Consider the following 17,504-nt stretch of genomic DNA (forward strand, 5'->3'; position numbering starts at 1 on the left):
ATTATACCTTATTCGGCATCACCCACTACCTCTTCTTTCTCCTCTTCTACACTCCTTCCATAGCACTTCACCCACTTCTTTAACCGCTTAATAATCTTCTCGCTAAAAGCGCCTTTCTCCATACGCCATGTCCAGTTATTACTTGGAGTGGCGGGAATATTCATCCGTGCGGAACCTGGTAAAGCCAATATATCCTGCATAGGGAGAATGACAGTATTTGCAACAGAAGCATAAGCCAGTTGACTTAATATACGCGGTGCAGTACGGGCAGTAACTTCTTGCCCGGTATAAGCACGAACGTTCTTCCTGGTTTTCTTATCAGCTTCCTCTTTGAACCATCCCCTCGTTGTATTATTATCGTGTGTACCGGTCAGCAGTACTGTATTACGTTCCAATTGGTGTAGTATATGTTCTGAGGTAGGCATATCGTCTCCAAAAGCGAACTGTAACACGCGCATACAGGGAATGTCATAGTCATCCCGGAGCTTACGCACATCATCATCGATCAGGCCCAGATCTTCTGCTACAAAAGGCAGGTCCGGGAAGGCCGACTGAAGCGCATCAAATAGATCATTAGCAGGTCCAGATACCCATTCTCCCTCAATAGCATCCGGGGCATTGGCAGGTACCTTCCAATAGGCAGAAAAAGCCCTGAAGTGATCCAGTCTGATGACATCAAACCATTCCAGGTTTCTTTTGATACGTTGTATCCACCAGTCATAGTTCCTTTCCTTCAACAGCTGCCAGTTATAGATAGGCATGTTCCATAATTGCCCTTTTTCATTGAAGTAATCCGGAGGCACCCCAGCTACTTCCTTCATCTGCCCTTGCTCATCCACCTCAAACAGATCCGGATGTGCCCATATGTCGGCAGCGGTTGATGATATATAAATAGGAAGATCTCCAAACAATTGTACTCCCAACTGATTACAATGCGCTTTTAAGGCCTTCCATTGCTCATCAAACAGGAACTGCCACCATTTCTCTTTTAGCATAGCCTGCTGTTGTGTAGGGTTTAAGGTGCAGTTCTTGTAACAATGTCCCTTGTCCCATTCTGGCCAAGGCTTATTATCGTAATGAGCACATAAGACCCTGTATGTAGCATAGTCATTCAACCAATAGCCAGCCTCCTCAGTATACTGCCGGAATGCCTTTTGATAAGGATGATCAGGCTGCTTCTGGAATGATGCGTAAGCCATTTCCAGTAACGCCGACTTCGCATTTTCCGCATGTTGATAGTCTACCTTTTCTGATGCATCAGTAATGTATTCATTGATCTGTTGCTCTGTCAGCAAACCTTCTGTGACAAGCAGCTCCGGACTTATAAACTGTATATTACCTGCCATGCTGCTAAGAGCGCTGTAAGGTGAATGATCTGAGCCGGAGACAGGATTTACAGGCAGTAACTGCCAGTAACGCTGACCGGATGCTGCTAATTGTTCCGCAAACTTGTAAGCCTCGGGACCAATATCTCCTATTCCAAATGGTCCAGGTAAAGATGTAATATGCAGTAATACCCCTGCGGATCTTTCTTTTCTCATGCTAATTGTCATTCTTACAGAGCTACTACCAGTATCATACCGTTAACGTTACTACTTATTTCAGCGCTTATGCAGCCTGTATGGGGTCAGCGATAAACACTCTACCAAAACTGCCGGGAATAAAAAGCCTCACTCGCCGGTGCGGCAGGAAATATGATGGGCCTACAAAAGCTCTTAAAGCAACAAGCCTTCGTGTCTATGGTGCGAAGGCTTGTTATTATATCAAAAGGTAAGTACCACGTCAAGGGTTGTGCTAATATCTCACTCTCTGAGTATACTCACTCCTAGAGCGTCCTGGTGAAATGTCAGCCGGGCTGTATAGCCAGGATGTATGGTATAGCAGGGTTTACTATTAACGGGGAATCTGAATGACCGTACTATATACCTGTTTCTCCGCTTACATTACCCTCTATATACATTACCGCAGAGTCTTCAATATACCTGGCCGGATTAAAGGACTTACCAAACTTATCCTTCACCAGCTCTAAAGTCTTGCTAAGTTCCAGTACTTTCATGGTAAATGTAGGAGGGAAGATCGTGCTATCTGAGTAGTCAGTGATCAGCTCATTATACCGGCTGATGTTGATCATCATTCTGGCTGTCAACTGACCAAAGCGCATACGCAACGACTGCACTTTATACATGAATGTCTCTATCTGACCAGGCCACTTGCCTTTTGTCAGCGTATCTGCCTCCATCGCCAGTATCTTCCTGGAAATAGCCAGTCTGCATTCATTCTTATAAGCCTCTCTTCTGGAATCCAGAGTAGCCAGAAAGTAGTCTTTCCGGTACTTGGCGGTATCCAGTCCGTAGTAGGCCAGCTGCTGACTTAACAGTTCCTGGTTCTCATGCTGGAGTTGATTAAGCTCGTTGGTAATAGCATCCCACTCATGATCTATCACCGATTTCTGTTGCTCGAACTGACTGGCTATATTAAGAATACGCAGCATAGAAGGTGTTCTGGACTTCAGATCCCTGTTTTGACTACCTACAGACATGATCAAGGTATTTACGCCGGAAGACACTGTCTGCACCACTGAGCCATACAAAGGCACCTTGTTAGCCACATTGCTGACCAGCGACAGGGATGAGTTCAGGAACTCAAACATCTGATCGCCTGATCCTTTTTTAGAGTACCACTTATCATACTCTGCCTTCCAGTCACTGAACTCCTTGTATTGCTGAATGTTACTGATATTACCAAGCTGAGAAAAGAACTGCTGGGATATCAGGAAAAGGTCTGCCGGCTGCACGTCCCGCTGTATGCTTAACAACTCGGTAAATGCCAGCTGCCCATTGAGGCCAACCCTGATCTTAGGCGTTTTCTCAAGGATTGCCAGCCTGCTGTCTAATGCAACCTGCAGGTTCTCCATTGCCATCATCTTCTTCTTTGTTTCGTTGGTATTGATTCCGATAAGTTCTGACTTAAGGTTCCTGATCTCGTCTTCATTCTGTTTAAGTTTGTCATTCAACTCCTTTAACTGGTGATCCCTTTCCAGTTTAATCTTATCGACTACCGTAGAATCCTGTTGAGCAAAAGAGGTGGCTGTGACAGAAATGCCGATTAAAAAAAGTAGAATTGCTCTTTTCATGCGTATTATTTAAAGGTATAGGTTGTATGGGATAATGGCGGAACTTTAGCTGACAATACTATATCAATTAAGATCAAATATATACAAACGGAAGATAATATACCATACGCTACCTAAGTGTCTGACTACTAACTCAGCCACTTTCTCAATGCAACAGACTTCTCCCGGCTTACTACCACCTCTTCCGCAGGCGGATAAAGATCCAACTTTAGTTTACCATTGAACGTCTGATGGATTTTACGGATGGCTACGGCTGACACAATGTACTGACGGGTAGCTCTGAAGAACTCCCTCGGGTTCAGTTCCTGCTCCAACTCTTCCAATGTCTGGTCAATAGCATAGCGGTCGCCCTGGTTAGTAACCAGATATACCAGCTTATGCTCCGAAAAGAAGTAAGCGATATTGTTGACCATCACCGGAATAAACATATCCCTGTATGATACCAGGAAACGCGTTCTATATACATCCTCCCGCTGCTGCATCTTCCTGATCACCTCCAATAAATCGGTATTACTGGCTTTGTTCACCAATGTCTTGATACGGGTAATACTCTTTTCCAGCTGTGTTTCGTCCAGTGGTTTCAGTAGATAATCTATACCATTCACTTCAAAGGCTTTCAATGCGTATTCGTCGTAGGCCGTGATGAATATCACATGCGAACGCACCTCTACATGATCAAATATCTCAAAACTAAGTCCGTCGGTAAGTTTGATATCCATACAGATAATATCCGGATGGTTGTTGGCCTGCAACCAGGCAATGGCACCCTCTACCGTCTGTATGTCGCCCACTATTTCTATGTTCCTGTCTATCTGAAGCAGCAGTTTCTTCAAACGTGCGGCATTCGGCAATTCATCTTCAATAATCAATATGCTTAACATCATCTTTCGTGTTTGTTTTCAGCAATGGTATCTTCACTTCAAAGTAGTCCGGGCCGTCGTCAATCAGCGGTTTTTGACCACATAATAAGACATACCGCTGGGTAATATTCTTCAGTCCTAGCTGTGCCCCTGGTTCTTTAGTACGTTTAGGTTTTTTGTTATTCCTTACTACCAGCCATGTATTCTCTTCCAGATAGATATTAATTGTCAGCGGGGCATCGCCGGAGAACTGGTTATGCTTGATAGCATTCTCTATTAACAATTGCAAGGTCAGCGGCGCTATCTCACCTTGCAGGTCTTCAACAGCTGCTGCGATATTCACCTGGATCGCCTGTCCGTATCTTGTCTGATGAAGAAATAGTATGTTTTTTATGAAGTCCAGTTCTACCGCTACAGCAATAGTATTTTGTGTGCGGTTGTTCATCATATAACGGTAAATAGAAGAGAGTTTCACCACATAATTGACAGACAGGGACTGGTTTTCTTCTATCAATGAAGTCAGGGTACTCAAATTATTAAAAAGAAAGTGCGGGTCCAATTGTAGCTTCAGTGCGTCCAGCTGCGCCTGTACGGCCAGTTCATTCAGCTTAGCGGCCTCAATTCTGGCATTATTGAGGCGGAACACCAGGTATTCAGCGGCAAAGATAGAGGTGATCACCAGGCAGAATATCATGCCTGTAATGGACGACTGACGGTACAACAACTGGTTAAAGGCAAACTTATCCGGGAATGGGATCAGAAAGAAGAGGTTTAGGATCAGCAGTACGATACCCATATGAACGATCAGCTGCACTATAAAGCGTGTTTTCATATTCCGCTTCCAATGCAGGCGCTTATTCAGGAGATACGTCAGCCATATACCTGTCTCTATCACCGCCAGGGGAAAAAGCAGCGAAATCAGGGTGTTGATAAAGAAATCCAATACGGTGAACTGCCTCCAGGCGTTGAAGGTGCGTTCGTAAGGATTGATCAGAAAGAAGATCAGGTTTGTCAGCAGGCAAAAGATAGGATATCCATATAATCTCAGAAACTTATAATTGGATGCAGCCATAGTGTATACTCGGACTTATCTGCCTACCCGGCTGCGCTATCTTTTAAATGGTTAACCAACAGTAACACGGTGATGTGCCGGTCTTGTCAGTAACTCCCATACCAGATAAAGTGTGCCTAATGATACGACAGACAGTACTACTTTAACGATTTTCAGCAATTTAGCTATTTTATAAAGCTGGGAGACGTATTGAATCTTTTTAGTCATAATCTTTCCGTTATATGTTGATAAAGGCAATTTGCCTCAATTGCCACATATCTGCCGGACCAATCTGACTGAACTAACTAAATTGGCTACCCAACTTAAAATAAGCGCTACTGAAATATTCGACCGTTAACCTACCTGTCAGCAAAATAGGGAATGCCCCTCCGCCAACATCTACGGTCTGGTGGAGGGGTCTGTGGGAAGATACCTGATCTATATGGGATAAGGACCGTCTTCAAATATCTCTTCGTGGTAACCTTTCGCGCCCACGTCTAGCGTTAGCGGACTTCTAAAATCCTTGCCAGCTTTCAGCAATTCTATGATATAACTGAAATCGTATCTGGGTTGCCAGCCTAGTTCCTGCCTTGCTTTCTCATTAACATACACTCTATCTATTTCACCGAACATGCGCCAGTCCCTGTGTTGATATTCAGTCAGATATGCAGGTATCAGCTCATTGACCACCCCTATGGCGTTATTCCGAAGCAACTGCATATGTGCCTGACGGAATGGGGTTGTCGCACTGATGATATATTTACCGAAACCAATCTCTTTTGCCCGTTTAGCTGCCAGTATATGCGCTTCTACGACATCTTCCAGATCTACCCGGCGGCAGAGGAACTCATTGATTTTCAGATTGTCATCCGCGTAAGCACCTCTTCTTGCCCTGTTATCATCCTCTTCGGGAAAGAACCGGGAGGTACGGAGTACGATGCAGGGCAATCCGTGATTACGGAAAAATAACTGGCACAGGTCTTCAGCAGCAGTCTTTGTCACACCGTAAATGTTCTTAGGTACGGGGGTCACAGCCTCGGTGATCCATGCTGCTGGCATACCCGCCGGGGGTATCAGGGCATCACCAAATACGCTCGTGGTACTGGTAAATACGAACGCTTCCACACCAGCAGCTACAGATGCCTCCAGTAGATTGAGCGTACCTGTAATATTAGTGTCTATAAACTCCTGCTTACTATGTGTGGCAACATGCGGTTTATGCAAGGTAGCGGTATGGATGACTGCCTGTATACCATCCAGGCAGCTTTCTACAAACTCGCGGTCGGCTATCGAACCCACACGGGTCGTAAACAGGGATGTTTTAATGTCTATGCCTATGACATCGTACTGACGTGCTTTCAGGGTACGTACCAACCCTTCACCGAGATGTCCGGCACTACCGGTAACTAAAACTTTCATATGTTAGTATTATCTTCAGTTTGTACACCGAAGTTAAATGGTGGAAATCCAATTTTCGGGACATTTGTCCTATTTACAGCTATGATCAAGACAAATTTGGCGCTCTTACAGCTGATGGAGAAGTTGTCTGCAGACAACAATACCAAAGGTGCCATTACACTGAGAAACCTCTCTGTCAGACAGCAACTGATCCAACAGGACCAGTCCCTGCAGCATGTCTATGTGATCCGGTCAGGAGTAATCAAATGTTTTATGACTGAGGAGAATGAGAAAGACTATATACTGGACTTCCTGGGAGAAGGCGAACTACTGGGTGAGATTGAGGCTATCAGGCGCATGCCCGCCTCCTGTACGGTAGAAGCTATTACGCCGTTGACAGTTTATGTGATCAGTAATACGCAATTCAGGCATTTCCTGGAAACGGTGCCTGCTTTCAATGCAGCGATCATGGAACTGCTGGTTAACAGGGTAATGAGGATCTCAGAAAAAGCTTCCAGGCAGCAGTTATATACCCTGGCAGAGATACTTCCGCAGTTACTGCATACATTACAATCCCAGCATATCACTTTTACAAAACAGGACCTATCGGAGTACCTGGGCATATCTGTGCGCAGCCTGAACAGAATGCTTAAAGATATTGGTCAGACAGCTATCTGAAGCGTGACAGTATCTTCCTGGTTGCTTCGGGGTACACGGTGATCAGGTGTGTACGCATAGAGTCTGGCGTAGGACTTGCCTGTCCATCGGTTAGGAGGGTAATCTTCCCGGAGGGTGATACGGGCATATGGCAATCAATACAATTTGCTGCCAGCTTAGCAGCATTAGCATCTTTCAGTTTACAGAAGGTATGGTTCTCCTGTTGGTGGCAATTCATGCAGCGCCGGGAAAGCAGCTCCAGCTGATCCCGTTCATTCCTGTGGGGATTATGACAGGAAGAGCAGTTCATATTGTTGCTTTTCACGAAGCACTTACTGGCAGTAAACAGCTGGTATTGCTTGCCATGTACATCTACTTCTGCCGCCCTTACAGGACGGGTATAGTCAGGAAAGAAATAATCAGACAGCGCATCTCCTGGTCTATAGTCAAAAGCAGACTTTTGCGGCGTTCCTAATCCTGAATGACACAATGCACACATATCCAGCCGTTGTTGGTTTTTTAGGCCTCCTATACGCGTTATATGCATAGCATTCTTCTCCGCAGGATGGCTGGTATGAAATACTACGTGATCAGCCGCCGGACCATGACATCTTTCGCAGTCAATACCATATACCAGCTGATTTTTTTCAAATTCCTCTGACAGGCGCATGCCTTCCATCTGTACGTCTCTGATACCTACCGCAGCGCTGTGACAACCGAAACAGGTACCAGGTATTATTCTGTCAAATTTGGGGTAAGCAGGGGGAAAACCGGGGCTGTTAGCCCAGCTATGTACGGGAACGAAGTAAGAAAGTGGTAACTGGTAATATTTGCCGTCCTTCCATGATAAAAAGGATTGCGCTTTCCGGCCGGATCCCATAACAATATCAAAACGGTGAGCGGCCTGTAAGGCACTGCCCTTGTATTCCACCTGAAACAAGCCACTATCCCTCGACTCCATTATCACATGAGAACCATTAGTATATGAAAAGGTATTATGGTCAGGCGCAAAGCTGCCTTTAACCGTCTTCGCAGTAGCAGGAGCAGAGGTATTAAAATGGCCGGTTGAGGCGTAGGTATCGTAAACTTGCTTATGACAACTGATACAGCTGCTTGACCCGGCAAACTGTTCTCCCCGGATATCCGTGTTGTCCTTTATGGACGATTGACGGAAACATTGGGAAAAGATGAAGATACTGGAAAGTATAAGAAAGGATACATAGAACTGGCGCTTATTCATAACAGTGGAATCTGACGGCAAGATATAAATTCATTGTTCTTTTCACAAAATGAAGCGGCACACTTGAAGCAATAGTGCTTGGCCGTCGCTTGTTCGTCGCTTGGACTACCCTTAGACTACCCTTGGACTACCCTTGCAGTATTCAAGTCCACCTCTTGGCCGTCGCTTGGACTACCCTTGGACTACTCTTGAAGTATTCAAGTCCACCTTCTCGCCGTCGCTTGGACTACCCTTGGACTACTCTTGAAGTATTCAAGTCCACCGCTTGGCCGCTGCTTGTTTCTCCCGTCTTTAGGCCAGGGATATCAGAAAACTATAAATACAATTACCCCGGAGGGTGGTGGAAATATTAGAACCAGGGGTAAAGACCCGACCATCTGCAGCAGCGAGGAAGGAGGACACAAGAGGGCCGACCATTCCGGCCAGCCCTCTTATCGTACTGTTTTCAGTAGAAAAACATTGATATTTGGTTCCTTCGGGATGCTAATTATATCAGGCTGATAAACAATAGCAGCAGTCCCGGCAGGGCTACCGTCCACAGGCCAAAGTGAGCGGCCAGGAAAGCACCGGCTACGCAGCCGATCAGGAAGCCTCCGATGATGATAAACTGCTTACCAAACGCGGGACGTTTGTCACTGTTCCATACCCCAGGCATCAGTATCTTGGCAATGTCGAGCGTCAACTGTGTCACATTGCCGGTCATCATGGTGGTAGGAGCATAGGCAGCGGTAGCAAACAAGCGTCCGAAAGCATTCTGGATACCCATCGCCAGCACCACTACATAGGGTAAAACGGCAGACCAGGTAGTACCAGGCCTGTCGAATGCTATATCGAAGGCTCCCGCAGATAGCAGGATGACCCCTTCGATAAAAAGGAGGGTATAACCACTTTTCAGCTTTGGCGCATACCAGCCGGCACTTACAACTGCCAGGGTGAATACCGGGAAAGACAATAGCTTTAACCAGGACTCAGTTTCCGCCCCACGGATCAGATCATATGCAAAAACCACAAAGTTACCCGTTACATGCGCAGAGAATAACTCTTCTGCTGCCGTAAAAGTTGCCGCATCGCAGAAACCGGCTGAGAAAGCAAGTATCAGGCTGACGTAGGCAATATTTTTTTTCTCATCCATATCCGTTATCTTAAATGTGCTCTTAACATCCACGCCATCTTCTCGTGTGTTTCCATCAAACCGGTGATGTAGTCACTGGTACCTGCATCATGCCACTCATTAGCGAAACGGTTAACGTTTTCACGCAGGTGGATGATGATGCTTTCATGATCTGCAAGCAATTCACCGATAAAACCAGTACCATCATTTGCGGCACGGCTTTTTTCTGTCAGGTGTGTCAGCGCAAGATATTCTTTCAGCGTAGCAGGAGAGTAGTGACCGATAGAACGGATACGTTCAGCGACACTATCCATGATCTCGTCCAGTTGTTCATATTGCGCTTCAAAGAATACGTGTTTGGAGTGAAAATCCGGTCCTTCCACATTCCAGTGAGCATTACGTGTTTTGGTGTATAGTACAAATTCGTCTGCCAGGATCTTAGTCAGTTCATGTGCTACTGAAGAAAGATGTTCTTTTTTAATACCGATATTTGGTTCCATCTGCAAATAGTTTTATTGTGTAAGTAGTGAGTAAATGTAATGGTCTGCGGAGAGCGTTCCCGCTCCTATACAGAGAAGAAAGAGAAAACAAAGCGTGTACATGAATGGCACATCCCGCACTTCGGCGTTATCATGGCGGTGCACTACAAAATATCCCACGGCAGTCACACCAATGATGGGTAATACAACCAATCTTGTAGCGATACCGATTATGACCAGGAAAGGTGCTACGATATCTGCCAATGTTGCCATCATCCCATTTATTCTTTCAGGAAGATGCAGTGGATTGGGCACATGTTCACGTTCTCCGTTCACTACGCGGAATTTCTTTAATCCGTGTACCCTGAATAATTGTACAGCCAGCAAAATTCTGAATAGTAACAATACCCAGTTATTGAAATCACTGCCTGCATCTGTATATAGCAATTGTGTAATTATCTCGACCATTCTCTTGTTATTGGATTAAAAAGCAAAGCAGGAACAACCCAGTGCACCCCAGAATGCTGTATAGTTATTAACAGGCACCTCACTCATACGAGCTTTATCATGATCATGTCCATGTACGCCACAACTGCCGATGCACTGATGCACAAAGGCGCTGATATCTGCAGCAGGTGCAGCGCCGGTTTTGGCAACAGGCGTTTTAGCGCTTAACTTATTAGCGTTGTAGTAGCCATTATATATGGCAGTAGGAGACCAGTCAGGCAACACTGGTATAGCGGGAGGGGCCCATTGCTGGAAATCGTCTTTTGCATATACGATACGTCCGTCTACTATGGTCAGCGCTGCTTCTATTGATTTGATGTCTTCTTCTTCAACAGTGAAATAGTCTTTATCAAGTACAGTCAGATCAGCCAGCATACCTGTTTTCACCGCACCTTTTTTCTGTTGTTCATTAGAGAACCATGCACTGCCACGGGTATAAAGTTCCAGTGCTGTTTCTCTGCTCAGGCGTTGCTGATCATTATAGAGTTCCAATCCGCCGACAGTTCTTCCTGCACTCAGCCAGTACAAGCCAATCCAGGGATTATAACTTGATACGCGCGTAGCATCTGTACCAGCGCCAACCGGCACTTCCATTTCCAGCATTCTTTTCACGGGTGGTGTTTGTGAGGCAGCGGCCTTTCCATATCTATCAGTAAAATATTCCCCCTGAAAGGCCATTCGGCTTTGCACAGCAATACCGCCGCCCAGTTTCTTTACCCTTTCAATATTTTTCTCGTCAATGGTTTCCGCATGATCAAATATCCAGGGCAAACCATCAAAGGGTATGTCACGGTTGACCTTCTCAAATACATTGAGGAAGCGGGTAATGCTTTCGTTATATGTAGCATGCAGGCGGAAAGGCCAGCGGTTGCTTACCAATAGTCTTACAACCCTTTCCAGTTCCTGTTCCATCACTGCTGGCAGATCAGGACGAGGATTCATAAAGGATTCAAAGTCTGCAGCAGAAAACACCAACATTTCACCAGCGCCGTTATGCCGGTACATATCATCACCCTGATATAGTTTCACTGATTTCACCCAGCTGTCAAAATCTTCTTCTTCATGCTTAGGACGCTGGGTGAACAGGTTATAGGCGATACGTACTGTTAACTCGCCATTTTTGTGCAGTTCATCAATGACTTTATAATCATCAGGGAAGTTCTGAAATCCGCCTCCGGCGTCAATCACGCTGGTAATACCCAGGCGGTTCATCTCGCGCATATAGTGACGTGAAGAGTTCAGCTGATATTCGTAGGAAAGCTTAGGACCTTTTGCCAGTGTAGCATACAGTATGGCAGCACTTGGAGAGGCCAGCAACAGACCTGTAGGCTCGCCGCTGATAGTGCGCTGTATTTTACCACCGGGAGGATCAGGCGTATCTTTGGTATAGCCTACCGCTTTTAATGCAGCTCTGTTCAATAACGCACTATTATACAGATGCATGATAAACACCGGTGTATCGGGAGCCGCGTCATTGATTTCTTCAAGTGTAGGCATTCTTTTTTCAGCGAACTGAAACTCACTCCATCCACCGATGATCCGCACCCACTGTGGCGTAGGAGTACGGGCTGCCTGTTCTTTCAGCATCCTCATAGCATCGGCTAGTGAGGGCACACCATCCCAGCGTAACTCAAGATTATAATTCAGACCGCCGCGTATCAGGTGCGTATGAGAATCGTTGATACCGGGAATAGCACGTTGGCGCTTCAGATCAATTATCTTAGTTTCATCCCCGGCCAACTTCATCACGGTGCTATCGGCACCTACGGCTACAAATTTGCCATCTTTAATGGCAACAGCTGTTGCAGTAGGATTTTCCCGATCAACTGTATGAATATTCCCATTATAAAGTATTAAGTCTGCTATCATGATCTTGTATTTGAACGACCACTGTTTTATTAAAACCTGGAATTAGTGGGGCATCAAGACGATGGATCTGTGAAGGAGAGGCACATATACTGCGCCTCTCTCACAGATAATGAAAGGCCCTGTCCTGTTGTGATGTATGCAGCGAAGCGCTGCTATAAAGATGGCTGTTAGTGTTTCAGCATATTGTGTGCATAGTGAATACCGATACCGTAACCACCGGAATGTTTCTTCATCAGGGTAGTAACTGCTTCATAGGTACCTGTTCTTGCCCAGTCGCGTTGCAGTTCCAGTACATATTGTACAGAAGTTACCGGAATAGCACCCGCCTGAATCATACGTTGTACAGATCTTTCATGCGCTTCGGTAGTCACGTCGCCGCAGGCATCAGTGATGATGTATACTTCATAACCTTCAGCGATGGCTGATAATGCAGGACCTACTATACATACACCTGTCCACAGACCACCCAGCACAAGTTTTTTCTTTCCTTTACCAACGATTGCTCTGTAGGCATTAATATCTTCCCATGTGTTCATAGATGTTCTGTCAATGTAACCGGAAGTAGCTTTAGGGTATGCTTCTTCCAGTTCCATAAATACCGGACCACTGAAGCTATCTTCGGCTACGGTGGTTACAACTGTAGGAACATTGAAGATCTTTGAGCCACCGGCTACCAGTGCTACGTTCTGACGCAGCTCAATAAGATCAATGCTTTTGGTAGCAAAACCCATTTGTCCTTCGTAGTCGATCAGTACGAGTGTGTGGTTATCTGGAGACAGCAGTGCCGGAGATGGTTGAGCTTCTTTTTCGGTGTGTTTAGTCGCAATAGACATGATGTATAATTTAGTTAGTGAATTATTACATCAAAGGTATTTATGCGGCGAGAGGGGGGCAATTGCCATATGCCCTGAAATGTTGTATAAATTATCGAAGGGGTAAATCAGGTTTTTTTTAAAAGGTAGTGCGTGTTTCTGCCACTGAGTGGTGCTTTTTCCAGCATACCTTTTTCAACAAGGTATTGTATGTCGCGCAGTGCTGTATCCTGGGAGCATTTTGAGAACAGCCTGCTCTTGTAAGGGTACACCGAGCATCTCCATTTGTCCCAATATCTTTCCCTGCCGGTGCCTTACAGCTCCCAGCTTAACCGTAAGCTGGTCGTTCTTCCAGGTAAAGTTAGGCCATTCATTAAGCTCGTGTATATAAGTGAACATTCTCCGCAAATTATGCGGTGAATTTACAGATTCTACAGTAACCAACCTTATTCACCGCATAATTTGCGGAGAATAAGCGTGTTATTCACCGCACATGTCCTTCTTTAAAATTATTCTTAAAATCCATTACAGACTTGTTATTTTTACTATCAAACCTGATTAATCGAATGATTGTCAATTAACTCAACATAATAGAATCTTATCAACAGGTCCAATGAACATGAAAAAATTCGCCGGAACCCGTAGCTATGTCATGCTTTGCATAGCTGTATTCGGATTAGGCACTCAGGCCTTCGGGCAAGCCAGTAAGACGAAAGCCAACACGATTATTTACAAAAATCCAGCTGCTCCGGTCGAGTCCAGGGTGAAAGACTTGCTGAAAAGAATGACGCTTGAGGAGAAGGCAGGCCAGATATGCACCTTGCTGGGATGGGAGATGTACGAGAAGAACGGTGATTCTGTCGGTATTAGCGAGACGTTTAAGTCGGTGATGGATAAAAGACATATTGGTAGTTTCTGGGCGACGCTAAGAGCTGACCCATGGACTAAAAAGACGTTAGTAACGGGGTTATCGCCGAAGCAGGCTGCTATCGCCACTAATGCTATGCAGCGGTATATGATGGAAAATACCCGCCTGGGGATTCCGCTGTTACTGGCTGAAGAATGTCCTCATGGGCATATGGCGATAGGTACTACAGTATTCTCTACCTCCATCGGGCAGGCCAGTACCTGGGATCCTGCACTGATCCAGGAGATGGCAGGCGCTATTGCAAAAGAAGCGCGTGTACAGGGCGCTCATATCGGTTATGGTCCTGTATTGGACCTGGTACGTGAGCCCCGTTGGTCAAGGCTGGAGGAAACTTACGGAGAAGATCCTTATCTGATCAGTCAGATGGGTATATCTATGGTGAAAGGCTTCCAGGGGAATAACCTTCGTAGCGGCAGCAATGTGGTTTCTACGCTTAAGCACTTTACAGCTTATGGCTCTCCTGAGGGAGGTCATAATGGCGGCATTGCATTGACCGGCGTACGTGACCTCTATTCTTCTTACCTGCCCCCTTTCCAGGCAGCAATTAAAGCCGGCGCGCAATCCATCATGGCTTCCTACAACTCCATTGACGGGGTGCCGTGCAGCGCTAACAGCTTCCTGCTCAAAGACGTACTCGTAAAGCAATGGGGCTTCCGTGGTTTCTCAGTATCTGATCTTGGCGGCATTCCAGGTGTACGCTCTACCCACCGTGTGGCGGCCACTATGGAAGAAGCAGCAGCAATGGCTATTAACGCCGGACTGGATGCAGATCTTGGTGGAGAAGCATACGGCGATGCGCTGATCAAAGCTGTAAATAATAAGAAGGTGGCTATGGCTACATTGGATTCCGCTGTTGCACATGTACTGAGACTGAAGTTCAACATGGGACTGTTTGAAAATCCTTATGTTGATCCGGCAGCTGCTGAGAAAGCAGTGGGTACCGAGACAACCAAGGCACTTTCCAGGCGTGTAGCGGCAGCTTCTATCGTGTTGATGAAGAATGAGCAGGAACTGCTGCCATTGAAGAAGACAATTAAAAATCTGGCTGTAATAGGCCCTAATGCCGACAATATCTATAACCAGCTGGGGGACTATACCGCGCCTCAACCAGATGAGAAGATTGTTACTGTTTTAGAGGGTATTAAAGCAAAGGTATCTCCTGACACCAAAGTTACTTATGTAAAAGGTTGTGCTATCCGTGATACGGCACATGCTAATATCAGCGAAGCGGTTGCTGCTGCTGAACAGGCAGATGCAGTTGTTATAGTACTGGGAGGTTCCAGTGCACGTGATTTCGGTACTACCTTTCAGAGTACCGGCGCTGCGGAAGTGAAAGCATCAGAAGTAGCAGTCAGCGATATGGAAAGTGGCGAAGGGTATGATAGGGTAAGCCTGGATCTGATGGGATTACAGAATCAGTTGCTGCAGCGTATTGCTGCTACCGGCAAACCGGTAGTGCTGGTACTGATAGAAGGACGCCCACTGAATATTAACTGGGCTGCACAAAACGTACCTGCTATTATAAATGCATGGTATCCTGGTCAGGAAGGTGGTCATGCGGTAGCTGATGTACTGTTTGGCGATTACAATCCTGCAGGCCGTCTCCCGATATCAATTCCTAAATCTGTTGGCCAATTGCCTGTATATTATAACTATAAGCATGCTTCCAGACATGACTATGTTGAGATGGACGCCAAACCTTTATATAGTTTCGGCCATGGTCTGAGCTACGCTAAGTTTGATTATCAGGATCTGAAAACAAACGTACAGGCTTCCGGCAATAATCTGAAGGTAAGTATCAGCTTTAAATTAAAGAACACGAGCAAAGTAGCTGGTGATGAGGTGGCACAATTGTACATCCGTGATGATGCAGGAACTGTTGTTACAGCGGTAAAGCAACTGAAGAAGTTTCAGCGTATCCACCTGGCACCAGGAGAGGAGCAACAAGTCACTTTTGAGCTGTTGCCCGATGATCTCAGGCTGCTGAATATTGATATGAAATGGGTAGTAGAACCGGGTACATTCAGTGTGATGGTAGGCGCTTCTTCCGAAGATATCCGCCTAAACGGAAGTTTTGAGGTAAAACAAGAAGTAGTGTGTAAATACTGATCTATCGTATTATAACAAGAGCGGCCATCTCAACTGAGATGGCCGCTCTTGTTATAATGAGTTTGATGTTTATTCCATTAGCGTCAAATTCGCCGGTTTAGCCTGTTTTTCAGGTAGTCCGATAATAAAGGTTGACCCATTATCTATCTTACTGGTTGCGGTAATGAACCCATTATGCTGCTCCATGATCTTCTTACATATAGATAGTCCTATTCCGGTACCTTCTATCTCGTGATAGCTATGCAGGCGTTTGAACACAACGAAGATGTCATTCACGTACTGGCTCTCAAAGCCGATACCGTTATCCACTACAAAGATCTTGTAGTAGTTACCATCAGGCCGCTCTTTTATCTGCGGATCAGGGGATGTTACACTTTCTGCATATATGCGTACTTCAGGCGCTATTTCCTTTCTGCGGAACTTCAATGCATTACTGATCAGGTTATAAAACACCTGCCGCATTAATGTCGGTATAACCTGTATAGACGGTAGCTTTTCAATCCTGATGCTGGCATTATATTGCTGCACCTTAATTTCCAGTTCTGTTAAAGCGTCTTTTACCAGTTCATTCAGATCACATACGGTAAAATCGCCACCCTGTATGGAATGACGGGAGAAGCGTAAGAGATCACTTACCAGTTGCTGCATACGGATTGTTGCGTTGGTGATCTTCTCCACATATTTGTCTACATCACCTACGGCACTTTTCTTTTGCAGGATGATATCGCTGAATACCCTGATCTTGCGGAGTGGTTCCTGGAGGTCATGAGAGGCGATATAGGCAAAGCGATCCAACTCTTCATTGACGGCTTTCAGGTGAATATTGTTCTGTATCAGTTGTCTGTTCAGCTCCCGGACTTTCAGTTCGGAAGCCTCTCTTTCCTCAATCTCCCGCTGCAGGGAAGCATTAGCCGTCAACAGCTTCTGTTCCTGTGCAATGAGGGATTGTGTTTTACGATACAATTCAACAAACAAGCCTACTTTGACACGCAGTAGTTCCGGATTGATAGGTTTGTAGATAAAATCTACCGCACCAACCTTATATCCTTTGAAGATAGCTTCTTCCTCATGACTGTGTGCCGTAATAAATATGATCGGAATATCCTTGAGCTTATCCCGCTGATAGATCAGTGCAGCTGTTTCAAATCCGTTCATATCCGGCATCTGCACATCCATCAGTATTAATGAAAAATCAAATTCCTTCAACAGGATTTTAAGCGCGGCCCTACCTGAATTTGCTTTTACGATCGTATAGCTCTCCCTTTCCAGTATGGACTCAATAGATAACAAATTGTCCAGCCGGTCATCAACAACTAATATTTTAATTAAGTCCTGTTCCTGCAAAATCAT

General features: G+C 45.5%; 16 protein-coding genes. 2 read left to right on the forward strand and 14 right to left on the reverse strand.

What is annotated here, in order from left to right:
• Nucleotides 1-8: 8 nt before the first annotated feature.
• The 6 genes from malQ to K1Y79_RS15225 form a co-directional block, all read right to left on the reverse strand.
• Complete coding sequence (malQ, locus tag K1Y79_RS15200) at nt 9-1,541, reverse strand: 4-alpha-glucanotransferase (RefSeq protein WP_220251024.1); 1,533 nt, start codon at nt 1,539-1,541, stop codon at nt 9-11.
• 377 nt (nt 1,542-1,918) lie between these two features.
• A complete protein-coding gene (locus K1Y79_RS15205; protein ID WP_220251025.1) occupies nt 1,919-3,133 on the reverse strand; it encodes a hypothetical protein in 1,215 nt (404 codons plus the stop codon).
• Nucleotides 3,134-3,261: 128 nt separating this feature from the next.
• Nucleotides 3,262-4,014, reverse strand: a complete 753-nt coding sequence (locus K1Y79_RS15210; RefSeq protein WP_220251026.1) for a LytR/AlgR family response regulator transcription factor — start codon at nt 4,012-4,014, stop codon at nt 3,262-3,264.
• Nucleotides 3,992-5,065 (reverse strand): sensor histidine kinase, encoded by a 1,074-nt coding sequence (locus tag K1Y79_RS15215; protein ID WP_220251027.1) that lies wholly within the window; start codon nt 5,063-5,065, stop codon nt 3,992-3,994. The genes K1Y79_RS15210 and K1Y79_RS15215 overlap by 23 nt, the downstream gene beginning before the upstream one ends.
• Nucleotides 5,066-5,116: 51 nt before the next feature.
• Nucleotides 5,117-5,272, reverse strand: a complete 156-nt coding sequence (locus tag K1Y79_RS15220) for a hypothetical protein (RefSeq protein WP_220251028.1) — start codon at nt 5,270-5,272, stop codon at nt 5,117-5,119.
• 210 nt (nt 5,273-5,482) lie between these two features.
• Nucleotides 5,483-6,463: an NAD-dependent epimerase/dehydratase family protein gene (locus tag K1Y79_RS15225; RefSeq protein WP_220251029.1), complete on the reverse strand. Its 981-nt coding sequence runs from the start codon at nt 6,461-6,463 to the stop codon at nt 5,483-5,485.
• A gap of 81 nt (nt 6,464-6,544) precedes the next feature.
• Here K1Y79_RS15225 and K1Y79_RS15230 point away from each other — a divergent pair, with 81 nt between their 5' ends.
• On the forward strand, nt 6,545-7,120 hold the full coding sequence (locus K1Y79_RS15230; protein ID WP_220251030.1) for a Crp/Fnr family transcriptional regulator: 576 nt from the start codon (nt 6,545-6,547) through the stop codon (nt 7,118-7,120).
• Here the strand turns inward: K1Y79_RS15230 and K1Y79_RS15235 are convergent.
• From K1Y79_RS15235 to K1Y79_RS15265, 7 genes are all read right to left on the reverse strand, one after another.
• Entirely contained in the window at nt 7,113-8,339 is a 1,227-nt protein-coding gene (locus K1Y79_RS15235; protein ID WP_220251031.1) for a multiheme c-type cytochrome, read from the reverse strand. The two genes, K1Y79_RS15230 and K1Y79_RS15235, sit on opposite strands and share 8 nt — an antisense overlap.
• Before the next feature lie 487 nt (nt 8,340-8,826).
• Complete coding sequence (locus K1Y79_RS15240) at nt 8,827-9,471, reverse strand: YoaK family protein (protein ID WP_220251032.1); 645 nt, start codon at nt 9,469-9,471, stop codon at nt 8,827-8,829.
• 5 nt (nt 9,472-9,476) lie between these two features.
• Nucleotides 9,477-9,950, reverse strand: coding sequence for a Dps family protein (locus K1Y79_RS15245; RefSeq protein WP_220251033.1), 474 nt, complete (start codon nt 9,948-9,950; stop codon nt 9,477-9,479).
• 12 nt (nt 9,951-9,962) lie between these two features.
• The gene (locus K1Y79_RS15250) at nt 9,963-10,397 is read right to left on the reverse strand and encodes a DoxX family protein (protein ID WP_220251034.1); all 435 of its coding nucleotides are present in this window, start codon (nt 10,395-10,397) and stop codon (nt 9,963-9,965) included.
• 15 nt (nt 10,398-10,412) lie between these two features.
• Nucleotides 10,413-12,305 carry an amidohydrolase gene (locus tag K1Y79_RS15255; protein WP_220251035.1) on the reverse strand — a complete coding sequence of 631 codons (1,893 nt, stop codon included), beginning with the start codon at nt 12,303-12,305 and terminating at the stop codon, nt 10,413-10,415.
• Nucleotides 12,306-12,472: 167 nt separating this feature from the next.
• Nucleotides 12,473-13,138: an isochorismatase family protein gene (locus tag K1Y79_RS15260; protein WP_220251036.1), complete on the reverse strand. Its 666-nt coding sequence runs from the start codon at nt 13,136-13,138 to the stop codon at nt 12,473-12,475.
• Nucleotides 13,139-13,312: 174 nt separating this feature from the next.
• A complete protein-coding gene (locus K1Y79_RS15265; protein ID WP_220251037.1) occupies nt 13,313-13,516 on the reverse strand; it encodes a DUF4172 domain-containing protein in 204 nt (67 codons plus the stop codon).
• Nucleotides 13,517-13,736: 220 nt separating this feature from the next.
• On the opposite strand from K1Y79_RS15265, the gene K1Y79_RS15270 reads away from it, so the two are divergent.
• On the forward strand, nt 13,737-16,154 hold the full coding sequence (locus K1Y79_RS15270) for a glycoside hydrolase family 3 N-terminal domain-containing protein (RefSeq protein WP_236059650.1): 2,418 nt from the start codon (nt 13,737-13,739) through the stop codon (nt 16,152-16,154).
• Between the two features lie 69 nt (nt 16,155-16,223).
• On the opposite strand, the gene K1Y79_RS15275 is transcribed toward K1Y79_RS15270, so the two are convergent.
• Nucleotides 16,224-17,504 (reverse strand): sensor histidine kinase, encoded by a 1,281-nt coding sequence (locus K1Y79_RS15275; protein WP_236059651.1) that lies wholly within the window; start codon nt 17,502-17,504, stop codon nt 16,224-16,226.

It is taken from the genome of Chitinophaga rhizophila (assembly GCF_019492185.1).
GTDB classification, from domain to species: domain Bacteria; phylum Bacteroidota; class Bacteroidia; order Chitinophagales; family Chitinophagaceae; genus Chitinophaga; species Chitinophaga rhizophila.